The organism is Pseudomonas sp. L-22-4S-12, from assembly GCF_009799935.1.
Taxonomy (GTDB): Bacteria; Pseudomonadota; Gammaproteobacteria; order Pseudomonadales; family Pseudomonadaceae; genus Aquipseudomonas.
Map to the genome: position 1 here is coordinate 96881 of NZ_WELL01000009.1, position 25346 is coordinate 122226.

Genomic DNA, 25346 nt, shown 5'->3' on the forward strand with positions numbered 1-25346 from the left:
TTTGGCAAGGCGGGCGTGCTGTTGCGGGTGCCGCTTTGCCGTGACAAAACGCCGGCGGCCCCTAAAATGCCAGCCTACTTCCCAGAGGATATGGCCGATGCAAGCCCTCGATCTGTTGCTCAACCGCGTGTCCGTAGGCCGCCTGCTCGATCCCGCGCCGGATGCCGCGCAGCGCGAGGTGCTGTTTCGCGCGGCCCTGCGCGCGCCCGACCACGGCCAGCTGCGGCCCTGGCGTTTCCTGACGGTGGAAGGCGAGGCGCGTGTGCGCCTGGGCGAGCTGTTCGCCAGCGCGCTGCTGGCCGGCAACCCCGAGGCCAAGCCGGAGGCCCTGGACAAGGCGCGCGGCATGCCGCTGCGCGCGCCGCTGCTGGTGGTGGTGATCGCCCGGCTGAGCGAACACGCCAAGGTGCCGCAACAGGAACAGCTGCTCTCGGCCGGTTGCGCGGCGCACGGCCTGTTGCTGGCGGCGCAGGCGCAAGGCTTCGGCGCGGTCTGGCGCACCGGCGAGCTGGCCAGCGATGCGCAGGTGATGGCCGGGCTGGGCCTGGCGGCCAACGAGCGCATCGTCGGCTTCGTCTACCTGGGCAGCTTCGAGGGCGCGCGGCGCACGCCGGCGCCTTTGGCCGTCGCCGACTTCGTCGGCAGCTGGCCGGGCTGAAGGGCTTCGCCGGCCAGGCGGCCGCCGCTGATCCCGTTCTGCTAGGTCCTCACAGGGCTGGGCCGTGCAGCGGCAGCTCCAGGCTGGCGACAAAGCCGCCGTCCGGGTGGTTGGCCAGCAGCAGGCGGCCGCCATGCCGTTCGGCGCTGCGCCTGGCGATGGCCAGGCCCAGGCCGTGGCCTGCGGCGCTCTGCCCGGGGGCGCGGAAGAACGGCTCGCCGAGCTTCTCCAGCAGTTCCTCCGGCACCCCCGGACCATGGTCGCGCAGGCTGATCAGCAGATGCTGGGCGTGCCGCGTCACGGCGATCTCGATCGGCTGGCCGGGCGGGTTGAAGCGCAGGGCATTGCGCAGCAGGTTGTCGAGGGCGCGGGCGAGCATGTCCGGCCAGCCCTGGAACGTCAGCGTCGGATCGTCCAGCTTGACCTGCAGCTGCTGCTCGGGAGCGCTCAGGCGCGCGTCGTCCTGCAGGTTGTCGAGCAGCTTGCCCAGCTCGATCGGTTGCGCGCTGCCGGGTTCGGCATCCAGGCGGGCGAGGGCGAGGATTTCGCTGATCAGGCCTTCCAGGCGGTCGCACTCCTGGGCCAGGCGTGGCCACAGCTTGTCGCGCTCCTCCGGCTCGGCGCGTTCGGCCAGGGCCAGAGCGATGCGCAGGCGCGCCAGCGGTGAACGCAGCTCGTGGGACACGTCGCGCAGCAGCTGACGCTGGCTGCCGATCAGGCCCTGCAGGCGCGCGCCCATGCGGTTGAAATCGCGTGCCAGCACGCCGAACTCGTCGCGGCGGTCGGCCAGGCGCGCCAGGCTGTGCTGCTGGTAGGCGGTCTGGCCGAGGTCATGCACGGCGCCGCGCAGGCGCCCGAGCGGGCGGGTGATGGACAGGGTCAGCAGCAGGCTCAGGGCGGTCAGCACGACCAGGGCGATGCCCAGGGCGCTGAGCGGCCAGAGCAGGCTGTCGCGGTGCCATTCGGCCAGTTCCGGGTGGGGGATGCGGTAGATGAACAGGTAGGTCTTGCCGCTGTCCGGGTTGGTGTATTCGTCGGTCAGGCGGCGCCAGGGCAGGCGCTTCTCGTTGCGCTGGCGGGCTTCGAAGGCGGCGGCGCGCGGCGGGAAGGTGCCGTAGACCAAGGCCTGGCCGTCCTCGTCGAGCACCTGGGTGTCGACATGGAAGCGCCGCTTGCGCCGTTCCAGGAAGTCCTGGGCGGCCTGGGCGCCCTGCTGCTCGTAGCGCTGGCTCCAGCGTTCGGGCAGGTTGCGCAGCGCCGGGTGGTTGCTGAGGATCCAGGCATCCTGGTTCAGGGCGTGGCCCAGCAGCAGGGAGAGCCCGGCAACCAGGGCGATGGCCAGCCAGAAGCTGGCAAAGATGCGCCAGAACAGTGAACGCACGGGGACTCCTCAATCGGCAAAACCCGCCAGCAGTACCTGCCTGGCGGGTGGGGTGAGATGGGCCGGGTTATTCGGCCTTGCTGGCCTTCTCGGCCTTCCAGGCCTCGAACTCCTCGCGCTCGGCGCGGCGCTTGTCCATTTCCGCCTTGTGCGCGTCGAAGGTCTTCTGCTGCTCCGGGGTGAGAATGGCGCGGATGGCCTTGTCATGCTCCAGGCGCGCGGTCTCGATTTCCTTCTGCATGGCCTGCTGGTCGGCTGCCGGCAGCTTGTCCAGGTACTTCTGGGTGATGGCGCGCGGGTTGTCCTTGCGCTCGCGCATCAGCTTGCCCATCTGCTCGCGCTGTTCTGCGCTGAGCTCGAGGTCCTTGAACATCCGCATGCCGTGGCCGCGCTGCTCGCCGTGCATGGACGGGTGGCAGGGGCCTTGCTCGTGCGGGCCGCCTTCGGGCATGGCCAGGGCCACGGCGGGCAGGGTGGCGGCGATCAGCAGGGCGATCAGGGTCTTGCGCATGGTGTGTCTCCTTGTCTGGATGCCGGTGGGTTACCGGATGAGCTCAGTTTAGGGAGGGCAAGGTCAGGCGCGGTCAGCCGAGGGTAAAGGCTGGGTAAAGAGCGCTGGCGCGCGTCAGGCGCTGTAGTAGTAGCCGCGGCTGCGCAGGGCGACGATGCGCGGGCGGCCGTCGGCATGGGCGCCGAGCTTTTTGCGCAGGTTGCTGACGTGCATGTCCAGGCTGCGGTCGTACAGGGTCAGTTTGCGGCCGAGGGCCAGCTGGGCCAGGGTCTGCTTGTCCACCGGCTCGCCGGGATGCTGCAGCAGGGCTTCCAGCACGCGGCTTTCCGAGAGGGTCAGGCTGATTTCCTGCTCGCCGATGCTGGCCACCCCGCGGACCTGGCTGTAGCTCAGGTCGCCCAGCTCCAGGCGCGCATTGCCGGCTACCGGCGCGCTGCGGCGCAGCACGGCGCGCAGGCGGGCGGTCAGCTCGCGCGGGTCGCAGGGCTTGGCCAGGTAGTCGTCGGCGCCCAGTTCCAGACCGAGGATGCGATCCAGCGGCTCGCCGCGGGCGGAGAGCATCAGCACCGGCAGTTCCGGGTGCTCGCTGCGCAGTTGCTTGAGCAGTTCCAGGCCGCTGCCGTCGGGCAGCATGACGTCGAGGATGACGGCGGCCGGTGTGTGCTGCGCCAGGGCGGCGCGGGCGCTGCTGCCGTCATGGCTGGCGCGCACCAGGAAGCCCTCCTGCTGCAGCCAGCTGGCCAGCAGTTCGCAGAGTTCCTGGTCGTCGTCGATCAGCAGCAGTTCGCTCATGGTTGCGCTCAGACCCACTGACTCTGGCGTTTGTTCCGTCGCCCGCCACTCAGGCGTCCGACGACAAAGGCCAGCAGGGCAGTGCCGGCGCCGACGGCAAACCACATCTGCTGTTCGCTGAGCAGTTTTTCCGGCTGCTGGGCCAGGCTTTCCTTGAGTTTCAGCTTGAGCCGTTGGTTTTCCTGGCGCAGGCGGCCGAGCAGGGCGCTTTCACGCTCGGCCTCGGCCGTGGCGCTGTCCTCGTCGGTCGTGCTGTCGAGGGGCGCTGGCGGCATTGCCGCCGGTGCGGAGCCGGGCATGGGAGCGGCCACCGTGCCGGGCGCCGTTATCGCCGGCAGCGCCAGCTCTTCGGCGGCCAGCCAGGGCGTGAAGGCCAGGGCGACGAGCAGCAGTGACAGCGGACCTGTGCGCATGAGGAACTCCAGTTTCCCGTTTGTTGTTATGGGTTATGCATGGCGATGACTTGCGGATGGATCAGAAAAAATTTCAGGGCAGTACCAGCTTGAACGGTTTGACCAACACGCTGGCGTACACGCCGGCGGCCCGGTAGGGATCGGCGTCGGCCCAGTTCTGCGCGGCGCTCAGGGATTCGAACTCGGCGACGATCAGGCTGCCGCTGAAGCCGGCCGGGCCCGGGTCGTTGCTGTCCACCGCCGGGTGCGGGCCGGCCAGGACCAGGCGGCCTTCGCTCTTCAGCTGTTCCAGGCGGGCCAGGTGCGCCGGGCGGGCGGCCAGGCGCTGTTCGAGGGAGTTGGCTACATCGCTGGCGATAATGGCGTAGAGCATGTCAGTCCTTGCTTTGCTGGGGAGCGTCGTCGTGCATGTGGCGCGCCAGGTAGACGCCCTGGCCGACCAGGAACAGCACGGTCATGCCCAGGCTGCCGAACACTTTGAAGTCGACCCAGATGTCGTGGAAGGTGAAGGCGACGAACAGGTTGGCGCAGCCGCTGAAGATGAAGAAGGCGATCCAGGCCAGGTTCAGGCGCGTCCAGATCGGTTGCGGCAGGTTCACCGCGTGGCCCAGCATGCGCTGGATCAGCAGCTTGTTGCCGATGAAGTGGCTGGCGGCGAAACCGGCGGCGAACAGCCAGTTGACCACCGGCGCCTTCCACTTGAGGAAGGTTTCGCTGTGGAAGGCCAGGGTCATGCCGCCGAACAGCAGGCAGGCGACCAGGGTCAGCCACTGGCCTTTTTCCAGCTTGCGCTGCACCAGCAGCAGGCTGCCGTAGACCAGCACCGAGCTGGCGATCAGCACCGCGGTGGCGCTGAAGATGCCGCCCAGCTCGACGCTGTGGCCGGCCAGTTCGACGGTGCGTGGATCGAGCTTGTAGACGATGAAGAACAGGATAAGCGGGATGAAATCGATGAATTGTTTCACGGCAGCAGCCAGAAGCGGGATGTGCCGGCATAATAACAAACATCATTCACACAGGGTCTGTTGATGTTTGGACACGACCGCGACGGAGGCCCGCTTGGCGCAGGGCTAGGCGCGAGGAGAGAAGTTTGGTTATTCCAAATGAACGACGAGTAACGACGGCCTGCGCCAAGCGGGCCCCGTCCCTTCGGGTTGCGCAGCAAATGGCGCCATGCGTTGTTGCGGAACTTGGCAAGGGGATCGCCATTGCCTGCGTTCCGCGCCTAGCCTGGCGTCATTTGCTGCGGCAACGCGGCTCGCGGCCAAACATCAACAGACCCTAGGAAAGTGGCCCCATGAAAGTTGATCTGCACTGCCACAGCACCGCGTCGGACGGCGTTCTCGCGCCCGCCGTGGTGGTTGCGCGGGCCCATGAACGGGGCGTGCAGATGCTGGCGCTGACCGACCACGACACCCTCGAGGGCCTCGCCGAGGCGCGCCGGGCCGCCGCCGAGCTGGGCCTGCAGCTGATCAACGGCATCGAACTGTCCTGTACCTGGGGCGGCGCTACTATTCATGTATTGGGCTACGCTTTCGCCGCCGACGCCCCGGCTTTGCAGCAGGCCATCGGCGAACTGCACCAGGGCCGCTGGCTGCGCGCCGAGGAAATTGCCCGGCGCCTGGCCGCCAAGGGCATGCCTGGTGCGCTGGAAGGTGCCCGCGCGGTGCAGCAGGCCCTGGGTGACAGCGGCAACGCACCGGCGCGACCGCATTTCGCCGAGTTCCTGGTGCGCGCCGGGCATGTGCGCGACCACGCCGAGGCGTTCCGCAAGTGGCTGGGCTCGGGCAAGCTGGGCGATGTGAAGCAGCATTGGCCGACCCTGGAACAGACGGTCGGCACCCTGCGCGAGGCGCGTGCCTGGATCAGCCTGGCGCACCCCTGGCAGTACGATTTCACCCGTAGCAAGCGGCGCCGCCTGGTGGCCGACTTCATCGCCGCCGGCGGCCATGCGCTGGAAGTGGTCAATGGCCTGCAGCCGGCCGAGCAGGTTGGCGGGCTGGCCATTCTGGCGCGAGAATTCGGCATGCTGGCCAGTGTCGGCAGCGATTTCCATGCACCGGGCGACTGGTCGGAGCTGGGCATGTACCGTCCGTTGCCCGAAGACCTGCCACCCTTGTGGGAGCGTTTCAGTGATGTCCACCGCCCAACTTCTACTGCCCCCTGAACAGGGAGAGGTCATGAGTCAGTTCTTCCAGGTCCACCCGGAAAACCCGCAGGCGCGCCTGATCAAGCAGGCGGTGGAGATCGTCCGCTCGGGCGGGGTGATCGTCTACCCCACAGATTCCTCCTATGCCATCGGCTGCCTGATCGGCAACAAGGGCGCAGTCGAGCGCATCCGTCGCCTGCGCCAGCTGGACGACAAGCACAACTTCACCCTGGTGTGCAGCGACCTGTCGCAGATCGGCCTGTTCGCCAAGGTCGATACCGCCGCCTTCCGCCTGCTCAAGGCGCATACCCCGGGGCCCTATACCTTCATCCTTAGCGCCACCCGCGAGGTGCCGCGCATGCTGCTGCACGAGAAGCGCCGCACCATCGGCCTGCGCGTGCCGGCGCATCCCATTGCCCTGGCGCTGGCCGAGCAGCTGGGTGAGCCGCTGATGAGCGTCAGCCTGATCCTGCCCGGCGAGGGGTTGCCGATGAGCGATCCCTACGAGATGCGCCAGGTGCTCGAGCACCATGTCGACCTGATCATCGACGGCGGCTACGGCGGCCTGGAGGCCTCCACCGTGGTCAACCTGGCCGACGGCGAGCCGCAGGTGCTGCGCGTCGGCTGCGGCGATCCGACGCCTTTCGCCAGCGAAGCCTGAGGCGCACTGCCGCCTGCCTCAGGTCGTCCGAGTGCGCTGCCGCCCGTTCACAGGGCTATCGCGACCAGGATGGCGACCAATAGAATGATCACCACATCCATGCCGCTGAGCGCGCCGCCGGCCGGCAGGGCATCGATGCGCTGGGCCAGGCTGGCCACTTCCTCGGCGGTCAGGGCATCCACCCGGGTTTTCGCCAGGGCTGCCGGCACGTCCATGGCCTGCAGCTTGTCCTGCACCGTGGCGCGATCGAGAAACACCTGAACCTTGGCGCGGTCGGTCTGCATGGTTTGTTCGGCCACTGCGTCTTGCGTGGCGATCATCCCGGCTTCCAGCGGCAAGGCCACGAGGGCGGCCAGGCAGGCCAGCAGCAGGGCGAAGGCGAGGGGGAGTGGAAAGGTCTTCATGGCGGGCTCCCTGGTTGAGGTTCGCCTGGCGAACCGTTCAAGGCGGGTCGAGAGGGCGGCCCTGGCATTTTCTCCAGTCGGGTAGAATGCCGCGGCGTTCACTCGTTCTATTTCGACCCGCCAGCCGCGCGGCCGGTTCCGCCGGTCTTGGCTGGTGTGCGCGCCGCCGGTTTTTCACCGATCAAGAGAGTGCCATGCAAACGACCCCGCCCGCCGATCCCGCCAGCCAGTCCGGTGCCCAGCAGGAGCTGCCGTTCGCCCTGGTCTACGGCCAGGCGGTCACCGAGCTGCCGCTGGACCTGTACATTCCGCCGGATGCCCTGGAGGTATTCCTCGAGGCCTTCGAGGGCCCGCTCGACCTGCTGCTGTACCTGATCCGCAAGCAGAACATCGACATCCTCGACATCCCGGTGGCGGAAATCACCAAGCAGTACATGGGCTACGTCGAGCTGATGAAGTCGGTGCGCCTGGAGCTGGCCGCTGAATACCTGGTGATGGCCGCCATGCTCGCCGAGATCAAGTCGCGCATGCTCCTGCCGCGTTCGGCCGAGGCCGAGGCGGAAGAGGACGACCCGCGCGCCGAGCTGATCCGCCGCCTGCAGGAGTACGAGCGCTACAAGGCCGCCGCGGAAAACCTGGACGGCCTGCCGCGGGTCGGCCGCGACCTCAGCGTGCCGCGCCTGGACGCCCCCGAGGCCCGCGCGCGCAAGCTGTTGCCGGAGGTCAGCCTGGAGGAGCTGCTGCTGTCCATGGCCGAAGTGCTGCGCCGCGCCGACATGTTCGAGAGCCACCAGGTGACCCGTGAGGTGTTGTCCACCCGCGAGCGCATGAGCGAGGTGCTGGAACGCCTCAAGGGCGGCGCCTTCGTGCCGTTCGTCGAGCTGTTCAGCGCCGGCGAAGGGCGCCTCGGTGTGGTGGTGACTTTCATGGCGGTGCTGGAATTGATCAAGGAATCCCTGGTGGAGCTGGTGCAAAATGAAGCCTTTGCGCCCATCCACGTGCGTGCCCGAGCCGAATGATGAACCTCAACGACCCGAAAGAGCTGGCCTCCCTGCTGGAAGCCTTCCTCCTGGCCTCCGGCAAGCCGCAGTCGCTGGAGCGTATCAGCGAACTGTTCGATGAGGCCGAGCGCCCCGAACTGGCCACCATCCGCAATGCCCTGAGCCTGCTGGCCAAGTCGTGCAAGGGCCGCGCGTTCGAACTCAAGGAGGTGGCCTCCGGCTATCGCCTGCAGGTGCGTGAGCAGTTCGCCCCCTGGGTCGGCCGGTTGTGGGAAGAGCGCCCGCAGCGCTACTCGCGCGCCATGCTGGAAACCCTGGCGCTGATCGCCTACCGCCAGCCGATCACCCGTGGCGAGATCGAGGATATCCGCGGCGTGGCGGTCAACAGCCAGATCGTCAAGACCCTGATGGAGCGTGAGTGGATCCGCGTGGTCGGCTATCGCGACGTGCCGGGCAAGCCGGCGATGTTCGCCACCACCCGCCTGTTCCTCGACCATTTCAACCTGAAGAACCTCGACGAGCTGCCGACCCTGGCCGCCCTGCGCGAGCTGGAGCCCGAGCCGGTGCTGGAGCTGGACGACGAGCTGCCGGTGCCGGTCGAGCTGCAGGCGCGTGCCGATGCCGCCGCGGGCGAGGAGGCGGGCGAGCCGCGCGACGAAACCAGCTTCCGCAGCCTGCTGGCCGAGCTGGACTCCATGGAGCAGGGGCTGAAGACCGACTTCGACGACCTGCCGGAGCCCGAAGACGAGGCCGAGGCCATGGGCGATCTGGACGGACCGGACCGGCAGCATTGACAGGTCGCAAGGCCAAGGGCCGGCGCAAATCCCGCTAGGCGGTCTATAGTCTGCCGTGCGCCGCGGCGCCGATCCGCGTATGATGCGCGACCTTTTGCCGCCAGCTCCTCCGGGTTTGGCGGCGCTCTCAGCATTAATTACACCGGGAGGTGCCGAGCATGAGTGAATTCGAAACCGATAGTGAAGTCAGCCGTCCCAGCGGCGAGAAGCTGCAGAAAGTCCTGGCCCGCATGGGCCAAGGCTCGCGCCGCGATATCGAACAGTGGATCAGCCAGGGCCGGGTCAAGGTCAACGGGGTGATCGCTACCCTCGGTGCGCGGGTCGACCTGCATGACGCCATCAGCGTCGACGGCCACCTGCTCAAGCGCGAGGAAATGGCCGAAAGCGTGCGCCGCGTGCTGATCTACAACAAGCCCGATGGCGAGATCTGCACCCGCGACGACCCGGAAGGCCGCCCGACCGTGTTCGACCGCCTGCCGCGGCCGAAAGAGGGGCGCTGGATCAATATCGGCCGCCTCGACATCAACACCACCGGTCTGTTGCTGTTCACCACCGACGGTGAACTGGCCAACCGCCTGATGCACCCCTCCTACGAGATGGACCGCGAGTACGCGGTGCGCGTGCGCGGCGAAGTCACCGACGAGATGATCGAGCAGCTGAAGGCCGGCGTGATGCTGGAAGACGGCCCGGCCAAGTTCACCGACATCAAGGAAGCGCCGCGCGGCGACGGCTTCAACCACTGGTACCACTGCGTGGTGATGGAAGGGCGCAACCGCGAGGTGCGCCGCCTGTGGGAATCCCAGGGGCTGGTGGTCAGCCGCCTGAAACGCGTGCGTTTCGGTCCGGTGTTCATGACCTCCGACCTGCCCATGGGCCGCTGGCGCGAGCTGACCCAGCGCGAAGTGGACATCCTCAGCGAGGAGGTCGGCCTGCCCTCGGTGGCCATGCCGGCGATGAAGGAGAAGATGCGCGACAAGCTCGATCGCCTGCAGCGCAAGTCGGCGCGTCCGCTGGGCAAGGGCGAGCGGCCCAAGCGTACCCTGCGTCCGGCGCTCGATCTGGCTGGCAGCGAGGCGCCGCGTCCGGCGCGCGCCCCGCGTGACGATGCCGAGCGCGCCCCGCGTGCGCCGCGCAAGGATGGCGAGCAGCGTACCCCGCGTGGCCCGCGCAAGGACAGCGGCGAGCGTCAGGCTGGGCGTGGTTCGGCGGTGGCCGAGCGTCCGTCCGACGTGAACAAGAAGCGCACGCCGCGCCCGGCCAACGAGTCCGGCGAGCGTCCGGCGCGCAAGCCGCGTCCGAGTGGCGATGGCCAGCGCCCGGGCTTCGGCCGCAAGCGCTGATCGCCAGCAATGCAAAAGGGGCTCCGCGGAGCCCCTTTTTGTTGCGCGACGATTAACCGGCCAGGGACAGCCGGTTGCGCCCCTCGCGCTTGGACACATACAGCGCGTTGTCGGCGCGGCGTTGCAGGCTGTCGCCCGACTCGCCGGGCAGCAGGGTGGCGCAGCCGATGCTCACGGTCAGGTCGATGGCGTGGCCGTCGACCAGGTATTGCAGGCCCAGCACCGCCATGCGCAGACGCTCGCCAACCATGGCGGCGGCTTCGCGGCTGGTGTTGGACAGCAGCACCATGAACTCCTCGCCGCCGTAGCGGAACACCATGTCGATGTTGCGCAGGCTGTGTTTCAGGGCGCCGGCCACGGCCTTGAGCACTTCGTCGCCGGTGATGTGGCCGTGGCTGTCGTTGATCCGCTTGAAGTGATCGATGTCCAGCATCAGCACCGACAGCGGTTGCAGGTTGCGCCGGGCCAGGTCGATCTCGCGCTGCAGGGCCTGGTTCATGGCGATGCGGTTGCCGGTATCGGTCAGCGGGTCGCGCAGGGCGGTCTGCAGCGCCGCGCGGTAGAGCAGGGCATTGCGCAGCGGGAACAGCAGGCTGGCCAGCAGCGATTCCAGCTGGCCCAGTTCGTCTTCGCTGAAGCGATGGTTACGGCGGAACACCAGCTCGCCGAGGTATTCGCCCTCGTGGCTCAGGCGATAGCCGGCCGAGTGGCTGGCGCGCTCACCCAGCTCCAGGCGCAGGTCGCAGGCGCTCAGCTGGTAGCTCAGCGCATGCAGGGGCACCAGACGCTGCACTTCGCGGAAAAACAGCTCGAGGATGCGCTCGACTTCCAGCGAGGTCTGCAGCTGCAGGCCCAGTTGCTGGCGCAGCTGGGCCAGGCTGACCGGTTTCAGCGGTTGCTGGTTGCGGCTGGCATAGCCCAGGCGCTGCAGCTTGGCGGCATCGAAATCGATGGTGTTGGACTGATTGTGCGGAACCATGGAGCTCAACCTCTGGCGCTGGGCGCTTGATACAGGAAGTAGAGCGAATTCCATGCCAATGTAATAAAAGTCTTTTATTTCATTGGTTTAGGTTGTTTTTGCGGGAGCTTGCGGCAAGCTCTTGCCGGTAGTTTGGCGGTGATGGTGGCAATCTGATGCCGTTCACGGAATGCGGCCGCCGGAAAACCGGCGGCTGTCGCGGGTGCTTACTGGGCGTCGAAGGCCTGGCCGTTGACGCCCTTGCTGTCCGGGCCCATCAGGTACAGGTAGACCGGCATGATGGCTTCCGGCTCCGGGTTGTTCGCCGGGTTCTCGCCCGGGTAGGCCAGGGCGCGCATGCTGGTGCGGGTGGCGCCGGGGTTGACGCTGTTGGCGCGCACGTTGCTGATGCCGTCGACTTCGTCGGCCAGCACCTGCATCAGGCCCTCGGTGGCGAATTTGGACACCGCATAGGCGCCCCAGTAGGCGCGGCCCTTGCGTCCGACGCTGCTGGAGGTGAAGACCACGGAGGCATCATCCGACAGCTTGAGCAGCGGCAGCAGGGTGCTGGTGAGCATGAACATGGCATTCACGTTGATCTGCATGACGCGCATGAAGTTGTCGCCGGACAGCTGCTCCAGCGGCGTGCGCGGGCCGACGATGGCGGCGTTGTGCAGCAGGCCGTCGATCTTGCCGAACTCGGTTTCCAGCATGGCGGCCAGTTCGTCGTACTGGTGCGGCAGGGCGGTTTCCAGGTTGAACGGGATCACCGCCGGTTGCGGATGGCCGGCGGCCTCGATCTCGTCGTAGACCTGGCTCAGGTTGGCCTCGGTCTTGCCCAGCAGTAGCACGGTGGCGCCATGGGCGGCGAAGCTCTTGGCGGCGGCGGCGCCGATGCCGCGGCCAGCGCCGGTAACCAGGATCACCCGGCCTTGCAGCAGGTCGGGGCGGGCTTGGTAGTCAAACATGCGGATGTCTCTCTAAAAAGTGTGGCTGAGGGCCGTGATTCGGGCGTTCAGCAGCTGCACAGGGCGCGATCGAGCACGCCACGCAGTTCCAGGGGATGGTCTACCACTACGTCGGCGCCCCAGTGGCGGGGGTTGTCGTCCGGGTGGATGTAGCCGTAGGTGACCGCTGCGGTCTTGCAGCCGGCGGCGCGCCCGGCTTCGATGTCGCGTTCGTCGTCGCCGACGAACAGGGCTTCACCGGGCTGGACGCCGATGCGGGCGCAGGCCAGCAGGAGCATTTCCGGGTCGGGTTTGCTGCGGCTGACGTGATCCGGGCAGACCAGCACGGCCGAGCGTGCGGCCAGGCCCAGCTGCTGCATGATCGGCTCGGCGAAGCGCGCCGGCTTGTTGGTGGCCACGCCCCAGATCAGCTTGGCCTGCTCGATGTCGGCGAGCAGTTCGGCCATGCCCGCGAACGGCTGGCTGAACACGGCGCAGTGCTGCTGGTAGCGCTCGAGGAACTCCAGGCGCAGGGCCTCGAAGCCGTCGGCCGCGCTGTTCATGGTGAAGGTGGCGGCGACCATGGCGCGCGCGCCGCCGGACACCTGGTCACGGATCAGCTTGTCGTCGATCGCCGCCAGGCCGCGCTCCAGGCGCATGGCCTGGCACACGGCGATGAAGTCCGGGGCGGTGTCCAGCAGAGTCCCGTCCATGTCGAAGAGTACGGCTCGCAAACGCATGCGCCTCACTCCTCGCGCAGGGTCTGGATCATGTAGTTGACGTCCACGTCCGCGGCCAGCTTGTAGTGCTTGGTCAGCGGGTTGTAGGTCAGGCCGATGATGTCCTTGACGGTCAGGCCGGCGGCGCGGCTCCAGGCGCCCAGTTCGGATGGGCGGATGAATTTCTTGAAGTCGTGGGTGCCGCGCGGCAGCAGGCGCATCACGTACTCGGCGCCGACGATGGCGAACAGGTAGGCCTTGGGGTTGCGGTTGATGGTGGAGAAGAACACCTGGCCGCCGGGCTTGACCATGCGGAAGCAGGCGCGGATCACCGAGGACGGGTCCGGTACGTGTTCGAGCATCTCCAGGCAGGTGACCACGTCGAACTGCTCGGGCATCTCCTCGGCCAGGGCTTCGGCGGTGATCTGCCGGTACTCGACGCTGACCCCGGATTCCAGCTGGTGCAGCTGGGCCACGGCCAGCGGCGCTTCGCCCATGTCGATGCCGGTCACCGTGGCGCCGCGCTGGGCCATGGCTTCGCTGAGGATGCCGCCGCCGCAGCCGACGTCCAGCACCTTCTTGCCGGCCAGGCCGACGCGTTCGTCGATCCAGTTGACCCGCAGCGGGTTGATGTCGTGCAGTGGCTTGAACTCGCTCTCGCGATCCCACCAGCGGTGGGCGAGGGCTTCGAATTTGGCGATTTCGGCGTGGTCGACGTTGCTCATGGGGCTTTCCTTCAAATCGAATGCTGGTCGGCAATGCGGGCGCCCCAGGCGCGGGCATTGGCGATGATGCGCTCTTCGTCCAGGCGCGTCAGGCGGCCCTGGTCGAGCAGTTGTTTGCCGCCGACCCACAGGTGGCGCACGCAGCTGCGGCCGCCGGCGTAGATCAGCTGGGAGACCGGGTCGTAGACCGGCTGCTGGGCCAGGCCGGCGAGGTCGAAGGCGACCAGGTCGGCCTGCTTGCCCAGCTCCAGGGAGCCGGTCTGCTCGTCCAGGCCGAGGGCGCGGGCGCCGTTGAGGGTGGCCATGCGCAGGGCGCTGTGGGCGTTCAGGGCGGTGGCGCTGCCGGCCACTGCCTTGGCCAGCAGGGCCGCGGTGCGGGTTTCGCCGAGCAGGTCGAGGTTGTTGTTGCTGGCCGCGCCGTCGGTGCCGATGGCCACGTTGACGCCGGCCTGCCAGAGCTTTTCCACCGGGCAGAAGCCGCAGGCCAGCTTGAGGTTGGACTCCGGGCAATGGATCACGCTGCTGTTGCTTTCCACCAGCAGGGCGATGTCGTCGTCGCTGACCTGGGTCATGTGCACGGCCTGGAAGCGCGGGCCGAGCAGGCCCAGGTTGGCCAGGCGCTGCAGCGGGCGCATGCCGTGCAGCTCCAGGCTCTGCTGCACCTCGAAGGCGGTCTCGTGCACGTGCATGTGGATGCCGGCGTCCAGCTCCTCGGCCAGCATGCGCACGTTTTCCAGCTTGTCGTCGCTGACCGAGTAGGGCGCATGCGGGCCGAAGGCGATCTTGATCCGCGGGTGCAGCTTGAGTTCGTCGAGCAGTTTGAGGCCCTTGCGCAGGGCCTCGTCGGCGTCGCGGGCGCCGGGAGTGGGGAAGTCCAGCACGGGAATGGTCATCTGCGCGCGGATGCCGCTCTTGTGCACCAGTTCGCTGGCCACTTCCGGGAAGAAGTACATGTCGGAGAAGCAGCTGATGCCGCCCTTGAGCTGTTCGGCGATGGCCAGTTCGGTGCCGTCGCGCACGAACTCCTCGTCGACCCACTTGGCCTCGGCCGGCCAGATATGGTCCTGCAGCCAGCTCATCAGCGGCAGGTCGTCGGCCAGGCCGCGGAACAGGGTCATCGCCGCATGGCCGTGGGCGTTGATCAGGCCGGGGCTGAGCAGCTGGTCCGGCAGCTCGCGCACTTCCTTGGCCGGGTGCTTGAGTGCCTCGGCGCGCGGTGCGATCAGGGCGATGCGGCCGTCGCGAATGCCCAGCCCGTGTTCACGCAGCACCACCCCGGCAGGCTCGACCGGCACCAGCCAGGTGGGCAGGAGCAGCAGGTCGAGCGGTGCGCGCTGGTCGGGCATGGCGAGATATCCGAGGTAAATAAAAAGTGGCAGCAGTATAACTGAGCCATAGCGGCGGCCGCTCGCTATAATCCGCGGCTTTTCGTTTCGGCAAGTGGGGTGGGCCATGCGCGAGCAATTGCTGGCGGCGGAGAAGGTAAAGGCCATTGAATGGCGAGATGGCAGGCTGCATTTGCTCGATCAGCGCCTGCTGCCGCGCGAGGAAGTCTGGCTGGCTTACGACACGGCTGCCGGGGTGGCCGAGGCCATTCGCCAGATGGTGGTGCGCGGTGCGCCGGCCATCGGCATCGCGGCGGCCTACGGCCTGGTGCTGGGCGCCCGTGAGCGTCTGGCCGAGGGCGATGCCTACTGGCAGGTGGCACTGGAAGGCGACTTCACCGTGCTGGCCGAGTCGCGGCCGACCGCGGTCAACCTGTTCTGGGCCCTGGAACGCATGCGCGAGCGCCTGCAGCGGCTGAAACCGGGCGAGGCGCCCCTGGCGGCGCTGGAGGCCGAGGCTGTCGGCATCCATGACAGCGACCGCGAGGCCAACCTGACCATGGCCCAGTACGGCATGGAGTACATCCGCAAGCACCAGGGCAGCCCGCAGAACATCCTCACCCACTGCAATACCGGGGCCCTGGCCACCGGCGGCTTCGGCACGGCGCTGGGGGTGATCCGTGCGGCGTACCTCGATGGCCTGATCGAGCGGGTGTATGCCGACGAGACCCGGCCCTGGCTGCAGGGCTCGCGCCTGACCGCCTGGGAGCTGGCGGGCGAGGGTGTGCCGGTCACCCTGAACGTGGATTCGGCGGCGGCGCACCTGATGAAGGAACGTGGCATCACCTGGGTCATAGTCGGCGCCGACCGCATCACCGCCAATGGCGATGTGGCCAACAAGATCGGCACCTACCAGCTGGCCGTCTGCGCCATGCACCACGGCGTGCGCTTCATGGTGGTGGCGCCCAGTTCGACCATCGACATGGGCCTGGAAGACGGCGACGACATTCCCATCGAGGAGCGCGACGGGCGCGAGCTGCTGGATGTCGGCGGTCAGCGGATTGCCGCCGACGTGGAGGCCTACAACCCGGTGTTCGATGTCACCCCGGCCGACCTGATCGATGTGATCGTCACCGAGAAAGGCATAGTCGAGCGGCCGGATGCGGCGAAAATGGCGCAACTGATGTGCCGCAAGCGCCTGCACTGAGTCGTGCCGGGGCGCTGGCCGGCCTGCCCGGTGGGGTAGGTCTGCCGCGGCGATTGTGGTAACCTCCGGCAGTTTTCCGGACGCCCTGCACAAGGTCGTTCATTAGCGCGAATTGTTGGCTTAACTCGTTGATTTGTCGTGAGTCGCTGCTGGGCAAGAGCGACAACGGCGGACTCCGGTCACGCCCGGGAAGGGTGCGACGGGGTTTCACCAGAAAAAGGAACCAGGCTTCTCATGGGCGAACTGGCCAAAGAAATCCTCCCGGTCAATATCGAAGACGAGCTGAAACAGTCCTATCTCGACTACGCGATGAGCGTGATCGTCGGCCGCGCCCTGCCGGATGCGCGCGACGGTCTGAAGCCCGTGCACCGTCGCGTGCTGTTCGCCATGAGCGAGCTGGGTAACGACTGGAACAAGGCGTACAAGAAATCTGCCCGTGTGGTCGGTGACGTCATCGGTAAGTACCACCCGCACGGCGACACGGCGGTGTACGACACCATCGTGCGTATGGCCCAGCCGTTCTCGCTGCGCTACATGCTGGTCGACGGTCAGGGCAACTTCGGTTCGGTGGACGGCGACAACGCCGCGGCCATGCGTTACACCGAAGTGCGCATGGCCAAGCTGGCCCATGAACTGCTGGCGGACCTGGACAAGGAAACCGTCGACTGGGTGCCCAACTACGACGGCACCGAGCAGATCCCGGCGGTCATGCCGACCAAGATCCCCAACCTGCTGGTCAACGGTTCCAGCGGTATCGCCGTGGGCATGGCGACCAACATCCCGCCGCACAACCTCTCCGAAGTGATCGACGGTTGCCTGGCGCTGATGGACAACGGCGAGCTGACCGTCGACGAGCTGATGCAGTACATCCCCGGCCCGGACTTCCCCACCGCGGGCATCATCAACGGTCGCGCCGGCATCATCGAGGCCTACCGCACCGGCCGTGGTCGCATCTACATGCGCGCCCGTGCCGAGATCGAGGACATCGACAAGGTCGGTGGCCGCCAGCAGATCGTCGTCACCGAGCTGCCGTACCAGCTGAACAAGGCGCGGCTGATCGAGAAGATCGCCGAGCTGGTCAAGGAGAAGAAGCTCGAAGGCATCACCGAACTGCGCGATGAGTCCGACAAGGACGGCATGCGCGTGGTCATCGAGCTGCGTCGCGGTGAAGTGCCGGAGGTGATCCTCAACAACCTCTACGCCCAGACCCAGATGCAGAGCGTGTTCGGCATCAACGTGGTGGCTCTGGTCGATGGCCAGCCGCGCACGATGAACCTCAAGGACATGCTCGAGGTGTTCATCCGTCACCGCCGCGAAGTGGTGACCCGCCGTACCGTCTACGAGCTGCGCAAGGCCCGTGAGCGTGGCCACATCCTTGAAGGTCAGGCCGTTGCCCTGTCCAACATCGACCCGGTGATCGAGCTGATCAAGACCTCGCCGACCCCGGCCGACGCCAAGGAACGCCTGATCGCCGCCGCCTGGGAATCCAGTGCCGTGGAAGCCATGGTCGAGCGCGCCGGCGCCGACTCCTGCCGTCCGGACGATCTCGATCCGCAATACGGCCTGCGCGAAGGCAAGTACTACCTGTCGCCCGAGCAGGCCCAGGCCATCCTCGAGCTGCGCCTGCACCGCCTGACCGGCCTGGAGCACGAGAAGCTGCTGGCCGAGTACCAGGAGATCCTCACCCAGATCGGCGAGCTGATCCGCATCCTGACCAGCGCCACGCGCCTGATGGAAGTGATCCGCGAGGAGCTGGAGAAGGTCAAGGCCGAGTTCGGCGACGCCCGTCGTACCGAGATCATGGCCTCGCAGACCGACCTGACCATCGCCGACCTGATCACCGAAGAAGAGCGCGTGGTGACCATCTCCCACGGCGGCTACGCCAAGTCTCAGCCGTTGGCCGCCTACCAGGCCCAGCGTCGCGGCGGCAAGGGCAAGTCGGCCACCGGGGTGAAGGACGAGGACTACATCGAACACCTGCTGGTTGCCAACAGCCACGCCACCCTGCTGCTGTTCTCCAGCAAGGGCAAGGTCTACTGGCTGCGCACCTTCGAGATCCCGGAAGCCTCGCGCACCGCGCGTGGCCGTCCGCTGGTCAACCTGCTGCCGCTGGACGAGGGCGAGCGCATCACCGCGATGCTCCAGGTCGACCTGGAAGCCGTACGCCAGCAAGCGCCGGAAGGTGAAGACGGTGACGACGTGATCGAAGGCGTGCTGGTCGAGCAGGAAGAAGTCATCGAAGAAGTCGGCGACGACGAAGACGCCGATGACGACAGCGCCGACGAGCCGACCGGTACCTATGTGTTCATGGCGACCGCCTTTGGTACCGTGAAGAAGACCCCGCTGGTGCAGTTCAGCAAGCCGCGCAGCTCCGGCCTGATCGCCCTGCGTCTGGAAGAGGGCGACACCCTGATCGCTGCCGCCGTTACCGACGGCGCGCGTGAAGTGATGATGTTCTCCGATGGCGGCAAGGTCATCCGCTTCAAGGAAAGCAAGGTGCGCACCATGGGTCGTACCGCCCGCGGCGTGCGTGGCATGCGCCTGCCGGAAGGCCAGCGCATCATCTCCATGCTGATTCCGGAAGCCGGCGCGCAGATTCTCACCGCGTCCGCCCGTGGTTACGGCAAGCGCACCGAGATGGCTGAGTTCCCGCGTCGCGGTCGTGGTGGCCAGGGCGTGATCGCCATGGTGATCAACGAGCGCAACGGCAACCTCATCGGTGCCATCCAGGTGCAGAACGGCGAGGAGATCATGATGATTTCCGACCAGGGCACCCTGGTGCGTACCCGCGTCGACGAACTGCGCTGCCTGGGTCGCAACACCCAGGGCGTGATCCTGATCAAGCTGGCCGCCGACGAGACCCTGGTCGGCCTGGAGCGGGTGCAGGAGCCGTCCGGCGGGGATGACGACGAGAACGACGGTGAAGAACTGAACGGCGAAGTGGCTGCCGAAGGCGCCGCTGTCGAACCAGTGGAAGCGGCGGATCAGGGCGATGACGCCTCGGTAGATGCCCCAAGCGACGAAGAGTGAGATTGACGTGAGCAAGCGAGCCCATAACTTCTGCGCCGGTCCGGCGGCGCTTCCCACCGCGGTACTCGAGCGCGCCCAGGCCGAGATGCTCGACTGGCAGGGCAAGGGCCTTTCCGTGATGGAAATGAGCCACCGCAGCGACGAATACGTGGCCATCGCCGAGAAGGCCGAGCAGGACCTGCGCGACCTGCTGACCATCCCGTCGGACTACAAGGTGCTGTTCCTCCAGGGTGGTGCCAGCCAGCAGTTCGCCGAGATCGCGCTGAACCTGCTGCCGGAAGATGGCGTCGCCGATTACATCGACACCGGCATCTGGTCGAAGAAGGCCATCGAGGAAGCCAGCCGCTACGGCAACGTCAACGTCGCCGCCAGCGCCAAGGCCTACGACTACTTCGCCATTCCCGGGCAGAACGAGTGGCAGCTGTCGAAGGACGCCGCCTACCTGCACTACGCCAGCAACGAGACCATCGGTGGCCTGCAGTTCGACTGGGTGCCGGAAGTCGGTGATACCCCGCTGGTGGTGGACATGTCCTCGGACATCCTCTCCCGCGAGATCGACGTGTCCAAGTTCGGCCTGATCTACGCCGGCGCGCAGAAGAACATCGGCCCCAGCGGCCTGGTGGTGACCATCGTCCGCGAGGACCTGCTCGGTCGCGCCCGCAGCATCTGCCCGACCATGCTCAACTACAAGGTCGCGGCCGACAACGGCTCGATGTACAACACCCCGGCGACCTATTCCTGGTACCTCTCCGGCCTGGTCTTCGAGTGGCTCAAGGAGCAGGGCGGCGTGGCCGCCATGGAGCAGCGCAACAAGGCCAAGAAGGACCTGCTGTACAAGGCCATCGACGCCAGCGACTTCTACAGTAACCCGATCGCCAGGAACGCCCGTTCCTGGATGAACGTGCCGTTCCGCCTGGCCGACGAGAAGCTGGACAAGGCCTTCCTGGCCGGCGCCGAGGCGCGCGACCTGCTCAACCTCAAGGGCCACCGTTCGGTGGGCGGCATGCGTGCCTCCATCTATAACGCCACCGGCCTGGATGCGGTGGAGGCCCTGGTGGCCTACATGGCGGAGTTCGAGAAGGAGCACGCCTGATGAGTGACGTCGATCAGCTCAAGGCGCTGCGCGTTCGCATCGACAGCCTGGACGAGAAGATCCTCGAGCTGATTAGCGATCGCGCGCGCTGCGCCCAGGAAGTGGCGCGGGTGAAGATGGCCACCCTGGCGGAAGGCGAGAAGCCGGTGTTCTATCGCCCCGAGCGCGAGGCCTGGGTGCTCAAACACATCATGGAGCTGAACAAGGGGCCGCTGGACAACGAGGAAGTGGCGCGGCTGTTCCGCGAGATCATGTCCTCCTGCCTGGCCCTCGAGCAGCCGCTGAAGATCGCCTACCTCGGTCCGGAAGGCACCTTCTCCCAGGCTGCGACGCTCAAGCACTTCGGTCATGCGGTGATCAGCCAGCCGATGGCGGCGATCGACGAGGTATTTCGCGAAGTGGCCGCCGGTGCGGTCAACTTCGGCGTGGTGCCGGTGGAAAACTCCACCGAGGGTGCGGTCAACCACACCCTCGACAGCTTCCTCGAGCACGACATGGTCATCTGTGGCGAGGTGGAGCTGCGCATCCACCATCACCTGCTGGTCGGCGACACCACCAAGACCGACAAGATCACCCGCATCTACTCCCATGCCCAGTCCCTGGCCCAGTGCCGCAAGTGGCTGGACGCGCACTACCCGAATGTCGAGCGCGTGGCGGTTTCCAGCAACGCCGAAGCGGCCAAACGGGTGAAGAGCGAGTGGAACTCGGCGGCCATCGCCGGCGATATGGCGGCGAGCCTGTATGGTCTGAGCAAGCTGTTCGAGAAGATCGAGGATCGCCCGGACAACTCCACGCGCTTCCTCATCATCGGTAATCAGGAAGTGCCGCCGACCGGCGACGACAAGACCTCGATCATCGTGTCGATGAGCAACAAGCCGGGCGCGCTGCACGAACTGCTGGTGCCGTTCCACACCAACGGCATCGACCTGACCCGCATCGAGACCCGCCCGTCGCGCAGCGGCAAGTGGACCTACGTGTTCTTCATCGACTTCGTCGGCCATCATCAGGACCCGCTGATCAAGGACGTGCTGGAAAAGATCAATCAGGAAGCCGTGGCCCTCAAGGTGCTGGGTTCCTACCCGAAAGCGGTCCTCTAAGGAGCCTCCATGAGTTGCGATTTCCTCGCCCGTGCCGTGCCGGGCGTGCAGAAGCTCTCGCCCTACGTGCCGGGCAAGCCGGTCGATGAACTGGCCCGCGAGCTGAATCTCGACCCGGCCGGCATCGTCAAGCTGGCCAGCAACGAGAACCCGCTGGGCCCTTCGCCCAAGGCGCTGGAAGCCATTCGCGCGGCACTGCCTGAGCTGACCCGCTACCCGGACGGCAACGGCTTCGAGCTGAAGACCAGGCTGGCGGCGCGTTGCGGCGTGAGCGCGGCGCAGGTGACCCTGGGCAATGGCTCCAACGACATCCTCGACTTGGTTGCTCGGGCCTGGCTGGCGCCGGGGCTGAATGCGGTGTTCAGCCAATACGCCTTCGCCGTCTACCCGATCGCCACCCAGGCGGTCGGCGCCCGGGGCAAGGCGGTGCCGGCCAAGGCACATGGTCATGACCTGGAGGCCATGCTGGCCGCCATCGATGCCGATACCCGCGTGGTGTTCATCGCCAACCCGAACAACCCGACCGGCACCTGGTTCGGTCCCCACGCGCTGGAGCGCTTCCTCGCCCGTGTGCCGCAGGATGTGCTGGTGGTGCTGGACGAAGCCTATATCGAGTACGCCGAGGGCGATGAGCTGCCGGATGGCCTCGACTACCTGGCGCGCTATCCCAGCCTGATCGTCTCGCGCACCTTCTCCAAAGCCTATGGCCTGGCCTCGCTGCGCGTCGGCTATGCGCTGTCTTCGCCGCAGGTGGCCGATGTGCTGAACCGCGTGCGCCAGCCGTTCAACGTCAACAGTCTGGCCCTGAGCGCCGCCTGCGCCGCGCTGGACGATGCCGACTATCTGGCCGAGAGCCGTCGGGTCAACGACGCCGGCATGGCTCAGCTGGAAGCCGGCCTGGCCGCGCTGGGCCTGCAGTGGATTCCCAGCAAGGGCAACTTCATCGCCGTGGATTTCGCTCGCGATGCGGCACCGATCAATCAGGCACTGCTGCAGGCCGGGGTGATCGTGCGTCCGGTGGCCGGTTACGGCATGCCGACCTTCCTGCGCGTGTCCATCGGCACCCAGGCGGAAAACGCCCGCTTCCTCGACGTGCTGGGTCAGGTGCTCGCGCGTGGCTGATGTCATGCCGGTGCCATCTGTGCCTGCCAAGCTCGGTCGCCTGGTGGTGGTCGGCCTGGGCCTGATCGGCGGCTCGTTTGCCAAGGGCATGCGCGAGAAAGGCTTGTTCACTGAGGTGGTCGGCGTCGATCTGGATGTCGAGTCGCGCCGCCTGGCGGTGGAGCTGGGCGTGGTCGATCGCTGCGAAACCGACCTGGCGGCCGCCTGTCAGGGGGCTGCGGTGATTCAGCTGGCGGTGCCTATCCTGGCCATGGAGAAGCTGTTGGCGCAGTTGGCCACCTTCGAGCTGGGCGAGGCGGTGTTGACCGATGTCGGTAGCGCCAAGGGCAACGTGGTGCGCGCGGCGCGCCTGGCCTTCGCGGGCGACCATCCGCGCTTCGTGCCGGGCCATCCGATCGCCGGCTCCGAGCAGAGTGGGGTGGAAGCTGCCAATTCCCGGTTGTTTCGTCGCCACAAGGTGATCCTGACGCCGCAGGAGTCGACCGATGCCGCCGCCCTGGCGCTGGTCGACGGGCTGTGGCGCGAGCTGGGGGCGGATGTCGAGCACATGCAGGTCGAACACCACGACCAGGTGCTGGCCGCCACCAGCCATTTGCCGCATCTGCTGGCCTTCACTCTGGTCGACTCGCTGGCCAAGCGCAGCGAGAACCTAGAGATTTTCCGTTACGCCGCCGGCGGTTTCCGCGACTTCACGCGGATTGCCGGCAGCGATCCGGTGATGTGGCACGACATCTTCCTCGCCAACCGCGAGGCGGTGCTGCGCACCCTCGATGCATTTCGCGACGACCTCGACGCCTTGCGCGACGCGGTTGACGCAGGGGACGGGCATCAACTGCTGGGCGTGTTCACCCGCGCCCGGGTTGCCCGCGAGCATTTCAGTAAAATCCTGGCCCGTCGGGCCTATGTGGACGCCATGCATTCGAACGACCTGATTTTCCTCGCCAATCCTGGTGGCTCCCTGTCCGGCCGCATCCGCGTGCCGGGCGACAAGTCGATTTCCCACCGCTCGATCATGCTCGGCTCGCTGGCTGAAGGCACCACCGAGGTGGAGGGCTTCCTCGAAGGCGAGGATGCGCTGGCCACCCTGCAGGCGTTCCGCGACATGGGAGTGGTCATCGAAGGCCCGCACCACGGCCGGGTGACCATTCACGGGGTCGGCCTCAATGGCCTCAAGCCGCCGCCCGGCCCGCTCTATGTCGGCAACTCGGGTACGTCCATGCGCCTGCTGTCCGGTCTGCTCGCCGGGCAGCCGTTCGACACCACCCTGACCGGCGATGCCTCGCTGTCCAAGCGGCCGATGAGCCGGGTGGCCAAGCCGCTGCGCGAAATGGGGGCGATCATCGAGACCGCTCCGGAAGGCCGTCCGCCGCTGACCATCAAGGGTGGCCAGCGCCTGACCGGCATGCATTACGAAATGCCGATGGCCAGCGCCCAGGTCAAGTCCTGCCTGCTCCTGGCCGGCCTGTATGCCGCCGGTGAAACCGCGGTGACCGAGCCAGCGCCGACCCGCGACCATACCGAGCGCATGCTGCGTGGCTTCGGCTACCCGGTGGCGGTCGACGGCAGCGTGGCTCGCATCGAGTCCGGGCACAAGCTCAGCGCCACCCACATCGAAGTCCCGGCGGATATTTCCTCGGCGGCTTTCTTTCTGGTGGCGGCGAGCATCGCCGAGGGCTCCGAGCTGGTACTGGAGCATGTCGGCATCAACCCTACCCGTACCGGGGTGATCGATATCCTCAAGCTGATGGGGGCCGATATCAGCCTGGAGAACCAGCGCGAGGTGGGTGGCGAGCCGGTGGCGGATCTGCGCGTACGCGCCGCCAAGCTGAAAGGCATCGACATTCCCGAAGACCTGGTGCCGCTGGCCATCGACGAATTCCCGGTGCTGTTCATCGCCGCGGCCTGCGCCGAAGGGCGCACCGTGCTGCGTGGCGCCGAGGAGCTGCGGGTCAAGGAGTCCGATCGTATCCAGGTGATGGCCGACGGCCTGCTCGCCCTGGGCGTGAAGGCCGAGCCGACCCCGGACGGCATCATCATCGAAGGCGGCCCGATCGGTGGCGGCGAGGTGTGGAGCCACGGCGACCACCGCATCGCCATGTCCTTCAGTGTGGCCTCGCTGCGCGCCAGCGCACCGATCCGCATCCATGACTGTGCCAACGTGGCCACCTCGTTCCCCAACTTCCTTGGCCTGGCGGCCCAGGCCGGTATCCGCGTGGCGGAAGAGGGCAAGGCATGACTGGCTTGGCGACGGTGATCACCATCGATGGGCCGAGCGGCTCGGGCAAGGGCACGGTAGCCGGCCTGCTGGCGCGCCAGCTGGGCTGGAACCTGCTGGACTCCGGTGCCCTGTACCGCCTGCTGGCCTTCGCCGCGCGCAATCATGGCATCGACCTGACCAATGAAGAGGCGCTGAAGACTTTGGCGGCTCACCTGGACGTGCAGTTCATCGCCGCCAGTGGCGGTCACGGCCAGCGCATCATCCTCGAAGGCGAGGAAGTGACCGACGATATCCGCAACGAGCAGGTCGGCGCAGGTGCTTCCCAGGTCGCCGCCTTGCCGGCGGTGCGTGATGCGCTGCTGCAGCGCCAGCGCGCCTTCCGCGAAGCGCCGGGCCTGGTGGCGGATGGTCGCGACATGGGCACGGTGGTGTTCCCCGAGGCGCCGCTGAAGATCTTCCTCACCGCGAGTGCCGAGGAGCGCGCCCGTCGTCGCTATCTGCAGTTGAAAGGCAAAGTGGAAGGTGTTAGCCTGCCGAGTCTACTAGACGAGATTATTGCACGTGATGAGCGTGACATGCAGCGCGCAGTGGCGCCACTGAAGCCGGCAACCGATGCCATTCAGCTGGATTCCACCGAGCTGTCCATCGAGCAGGTACTGGAAAGAATTCTCAGCGAGGTCGCCAATCGCGATCTCGCCGGGTAGTAAAAGACCGCACTCACGCGGTCGACAAGGAGGCGTGCAGGAGACCAGTCAACGTCCTGCAGGCCTCTTTTTACATCACGAACCCACATTGTCTGGA

At 66.9% G+C, this 25346-nt stretch carries 25 protein-coding genes; 13 read left to right on the forward strand and 12 right to left on the reverse strand.

Annotated features, from left to right (window positions below):
• Positions 1–97 precede the first annotated feature (97 nt).
• Positions 98–658: a nitroreductase family protein gene (locus tag F3I16_RS18600; RefSeq protein WP_160495031.1), complete on the forward strand. Its 561-nt coding sequence runs from the start codon at positions 98–100 to the stop codon at positions 656–658.
• A gap of 49 nt (positions 659–707) precedes the next feature.
• On the opposite strand, the gene F3I16_RS18605 is transcribed toward F3I16_RS18600, so the two are convergent.
• From F3I16_RS18605 to F3I16_RS18630, 6 genes are all read right to left on the reverse strand, one after another.
• The gene (locus tag F3I16_RS18605) at positions 708–2039 is read right to left on the reverse strand and encodes a HAMP domain-containing sensor histidine kinase (protein WP_160495032.1); all 1332 of its coding nucleotides are present in this window, start codon (positions 2037–2039) and stop codon (positions 708–710) included.
• 67 nt (positions 2040–2106) lie between these two features.
• Entirely contained in the window at positions 2107–2550 is a 444-nt protein-coding gene (locus tag F3I16_RS18610; RefSeq protein ID WP_160495033.1) for a Spy/CpxP family protein refolding chaperone, read from the reverse strand.
• 114 nt (positions 2551–2664) lie between these two features.
• Positions 2665–3342, reverse strand: coding sequence for a response regulator transcription factor (locus F3I16_RS18615; RefSeq protein WP_160495034.1), 678 nt, complete (start codon positions 3340–3342; stop codon positions 2665–2667).
• Positions 3343–3350: 8 nt separating this feature from the next.
• Positions 3351–3755 (reverse strand): translation initiation factor 2, encoded by a 405-nt coding sequence (locus tag F3I16_RS18620; RefSeq protein ID WP_160495035.1) that lies wholly within the window; start codon positions 3753–3755, stop codon positions 3351–3353.
• A gap of 73 nt (positions 3756–3828) precedes the next feature.
• Positions 3829–4128, reverse strand: a complete 300-nt coding sequence (locus tag F3I16_RS18625; protein WP_160491270.1) for a YciI family protein — start codon at positions 4126–4128, stop codon at positions 3829–3831.
• A 1-nt stretch (position 4129) separates the two neighbouring features.
• Positions 4130–4720, reverse strand: a complete 591-nt coding sequence (locus F3I16_RS18630; RefSeq protein ID WP_160081497.1) for a septation protein A — start codon at positions 4718–4720, stop codon at positions 4130–4132.
• A gap of 332 nt (positions 4721–5052) precedes the next feature.
• Between F3I16_RS18630 and F3I16_RS18635 the strand changes: the two genes are divergently transcribed.
• Positions 5053–5922, forward strand: a complete 870-nt coding sequence (locus F3I16_RS18635; protein WP_160495036.1) for a PHP domain-containing protein — start codon at positions 5053–5055, stop codon at positions 5920–5922.
• Positions 5923–5935: 13 nt separating this feature from the next.
• On the forward strand, positions 5936–6565 hold the full coding sequence (locus tag F3I16_RS18640; RefSeq protein WP_160495037.1) for an L-threonylcarbamoyladenylate synthase: 630 nt from the start codon (positions 5936–5938) through the stop codon (positions 6563–6565).
• A 47-nt stretch (positions 6566–6612) separates the two neighbouring features.
• Here the strand turns inward: F3I16_RS18640 and F3I16_RS18645 are convergent, their stop codons facing one another.
• Complete coding sequence (locus F3I16_RS18645) at positions 6613–6969, reverse strand: PA2779 family protein (protein ID WP_160495038.1); 357 nt, start codon at positions 6967–6969, stop codon at positions 6613–6615.
• Between the two features lie 320 nt (positions 6970–7289).
• Here F3I16_RS18645 and F3I16_RS18650 point away from each other — a divergent pair, with 320 nt between their 5' ends.
• From F3I16_RS18650 to rluB, 3 genes are all read left to right on the forward strand, one after another.
• On the forward strand, positions 7290–7988 hold the full coding sequence (locus F3I16_RS18650; RefSeq protein WP_160495064.1) for a ScpA family protein: 699 nt from the start codon (positions 7290–7292) through the stop codon (positions 7986–7988).
• Positions 7988–8764, forward strand: a complete 777-nt coding sequence (gene scpB / locus F3I16_RS18655; RefSeq protein ID WP_160495039.1) for an SMC-Scp complex subunit ScpB — start codon at positions 7988–7990, stop codon at positions 8762–8764. Before F3I16_RS18650 ends, scpB begins: the two co-directional genes overlap by 1 nt.
• 158 nt (positions 8765–8922) lie before the next feature.
• Positions 8923–10104, forward strand: coding sequence for a 23S rRNA pseudouridine(2605) synthase RluB (gene rluB / locus F3I16_RS18660; RefSeq protein ID WP_160495040.1), 1182 nt, complete (start codon positions 8923–8925; stop codon positions 10102–10104).
• Between the two features lie 52 nt (positions 10105–10156).
• On the opposite strand, the gene F3I16_RS18665 is transcribed toward rluB, so the two are convergent.
• The 5 genes from F3I16_RS18665 to F3I16_RS18685 all read right to left on the reverse strand — a co-directional run bounded on the left by F3I16_RS18665 (position 10157) and on the right by F3I16_RS18685 (position 14799).
• A complete protein-coding gene (locus F3I16_RS18665) occupies positions 10157–11083 on the reverse strand; it encodes a GGDEF domain-containing protein (protein WP_160495041.1) in 927 nt (308 codons plus the stop codon).
• Between the two features lie 206 nt (positions 11084–11289).
• A complete protein-coding gene (locus F3I16_RS18670) occupies positions 11290–12030 on the reverse strand; it encodes a YciK family oxidoreductase (protein ID WP_160495042.1) in 741 nt (246 codons plus the stop codon).
• 47 nt (positions 12031–12077) lie between these two features.
• Positions 12078–12749, reverse strand: a complete 672-nt coding sequence (mupP, locus tag F3I16_RS18675; RefSeq protein WP_160495043.1) for an N-acetylmuramic acid 6-phosphate phosphatase MupP — start codon at positions 12747–12749, stop codon at positions 12078–12080.
• Positions 12750–12754: 5 nt separating this feature from the next.
• Positions 12755–13453: a bifunctional 2-polyprenyl-6-hydroxyphenol methylase/3-demethylubiquinol 3-O-methyltransferase UbiG gene (gene ubiG / locus F3I16_RS18680; protein WP_160495044.1), complete on the reverse strand. Its 699-nt coding sequence runs from the start codon at positions 13451–13453 to the stop codon at positions 12755–12757.
• An 11-nt stretch (positions 13454–13464) separates the two neighbouring features.
• Entirely contained in the window at positions 13465–14799 is a 1335-nt protein-coding gene (locus tag F3I16_RS18685) for a TRZ/ATZ family hydrolase (RefSeq protein WP_160495045.1), read from the reverse strand.
• A gap of 106 nt (positions 14800–14905) precedes the next feature.
• Between F3I16_RS18685 and mtnA the strand changes: the two genes are divergently transcribed.
• From mtnA to cmk, 7 genes are all read left to right on the forward strand, one after another.
• Complete coding sequence (gene mtnA / locus F3I16_RS18690; RefSeq protein ID WP_160495046.1) at positions 14906–15985, forward strand: S-methyl-5-thioribose-1-phosphate isomerase; 1080 nt, start codon at positions 14906–14908, stop codon at positions 15983–15985.
• A 234-nt stretch (positions 15986–16219) separates the two neighbouring features.
• Entirely contained in the window at positions 16220–19015 is a 2796-nt protein-coding gene (gene gyrA / locus F3I16_RS18695; RefSeq protein ID WP_160495047.1) for a DNA gyrase subunit A, read from the forward strand.
• A gap of 7 nt (positions 19016–19022) precedes the next feature.
• Positions 19023–20108 carry a 3-phosphoserine/phosphohydroxythreonine transaminase gene (serC, locus tag F3I16_RS18700; protein WP_160495048.1) on the forward strand — a complete coding sequence of 362 codons (1086 nt, stop codon included), beginning with the start codon at positions 19023–19025 and terminating at the stop codon, positions 20106–20108.
• On the forward strand, positions 20108–21205 hold the full coding sequence (gene pheA, locus F3I16_RS18705) for a prephenate dehydratase (RefSeq protein ID WP_160081467.1): 1098 nt from the start codon (positions 20108–20110) through the stop codon (positions 21203–21205). Before serC ends, pheA begins: the two co-directional genes overlap by 1 nt.
• Positions 21206–21214: 9 nt before the next feature.
• Positions 21215–22327: a histidinol-phosphate transaminase gene (gene hisC, locus F3I16_RS18710; protein ID WP_160495049.1), complete on the forward strand. Its 1113-nt coding sequence runs from the start codon at positions 21215–21217 to the stop codon at positions 22325–22327.
• Between the two features lie 4 nt (positions 22328–22331).
• Entirely contained in the window at positions 22332–24563 is a 2232-nt protein-coding gene (locus tag F3I16_RS18715) for a bifunctional prephenate dehydrogenase/3-phosphoshikimate 1-carboxyvinyltransferase (protein ID WP_160495050.1), read from the forward strand.
• Complete coding sequence (gene cmk / locus F3I16_RS18720) at positions 24560–25249, forward strand: (d)CMP kinase (protein ID WP_160495051.1); 690 nt, start codon at positions 24560–24562, stop codon at positions 25247–25249. Before F3I16_RS18715 ends, cmk begins: the two co-directional genes overlap by 4 nt.
• The last annotated feature ends 97 nt before the right edge of the window (positions 25250–25346 follow it).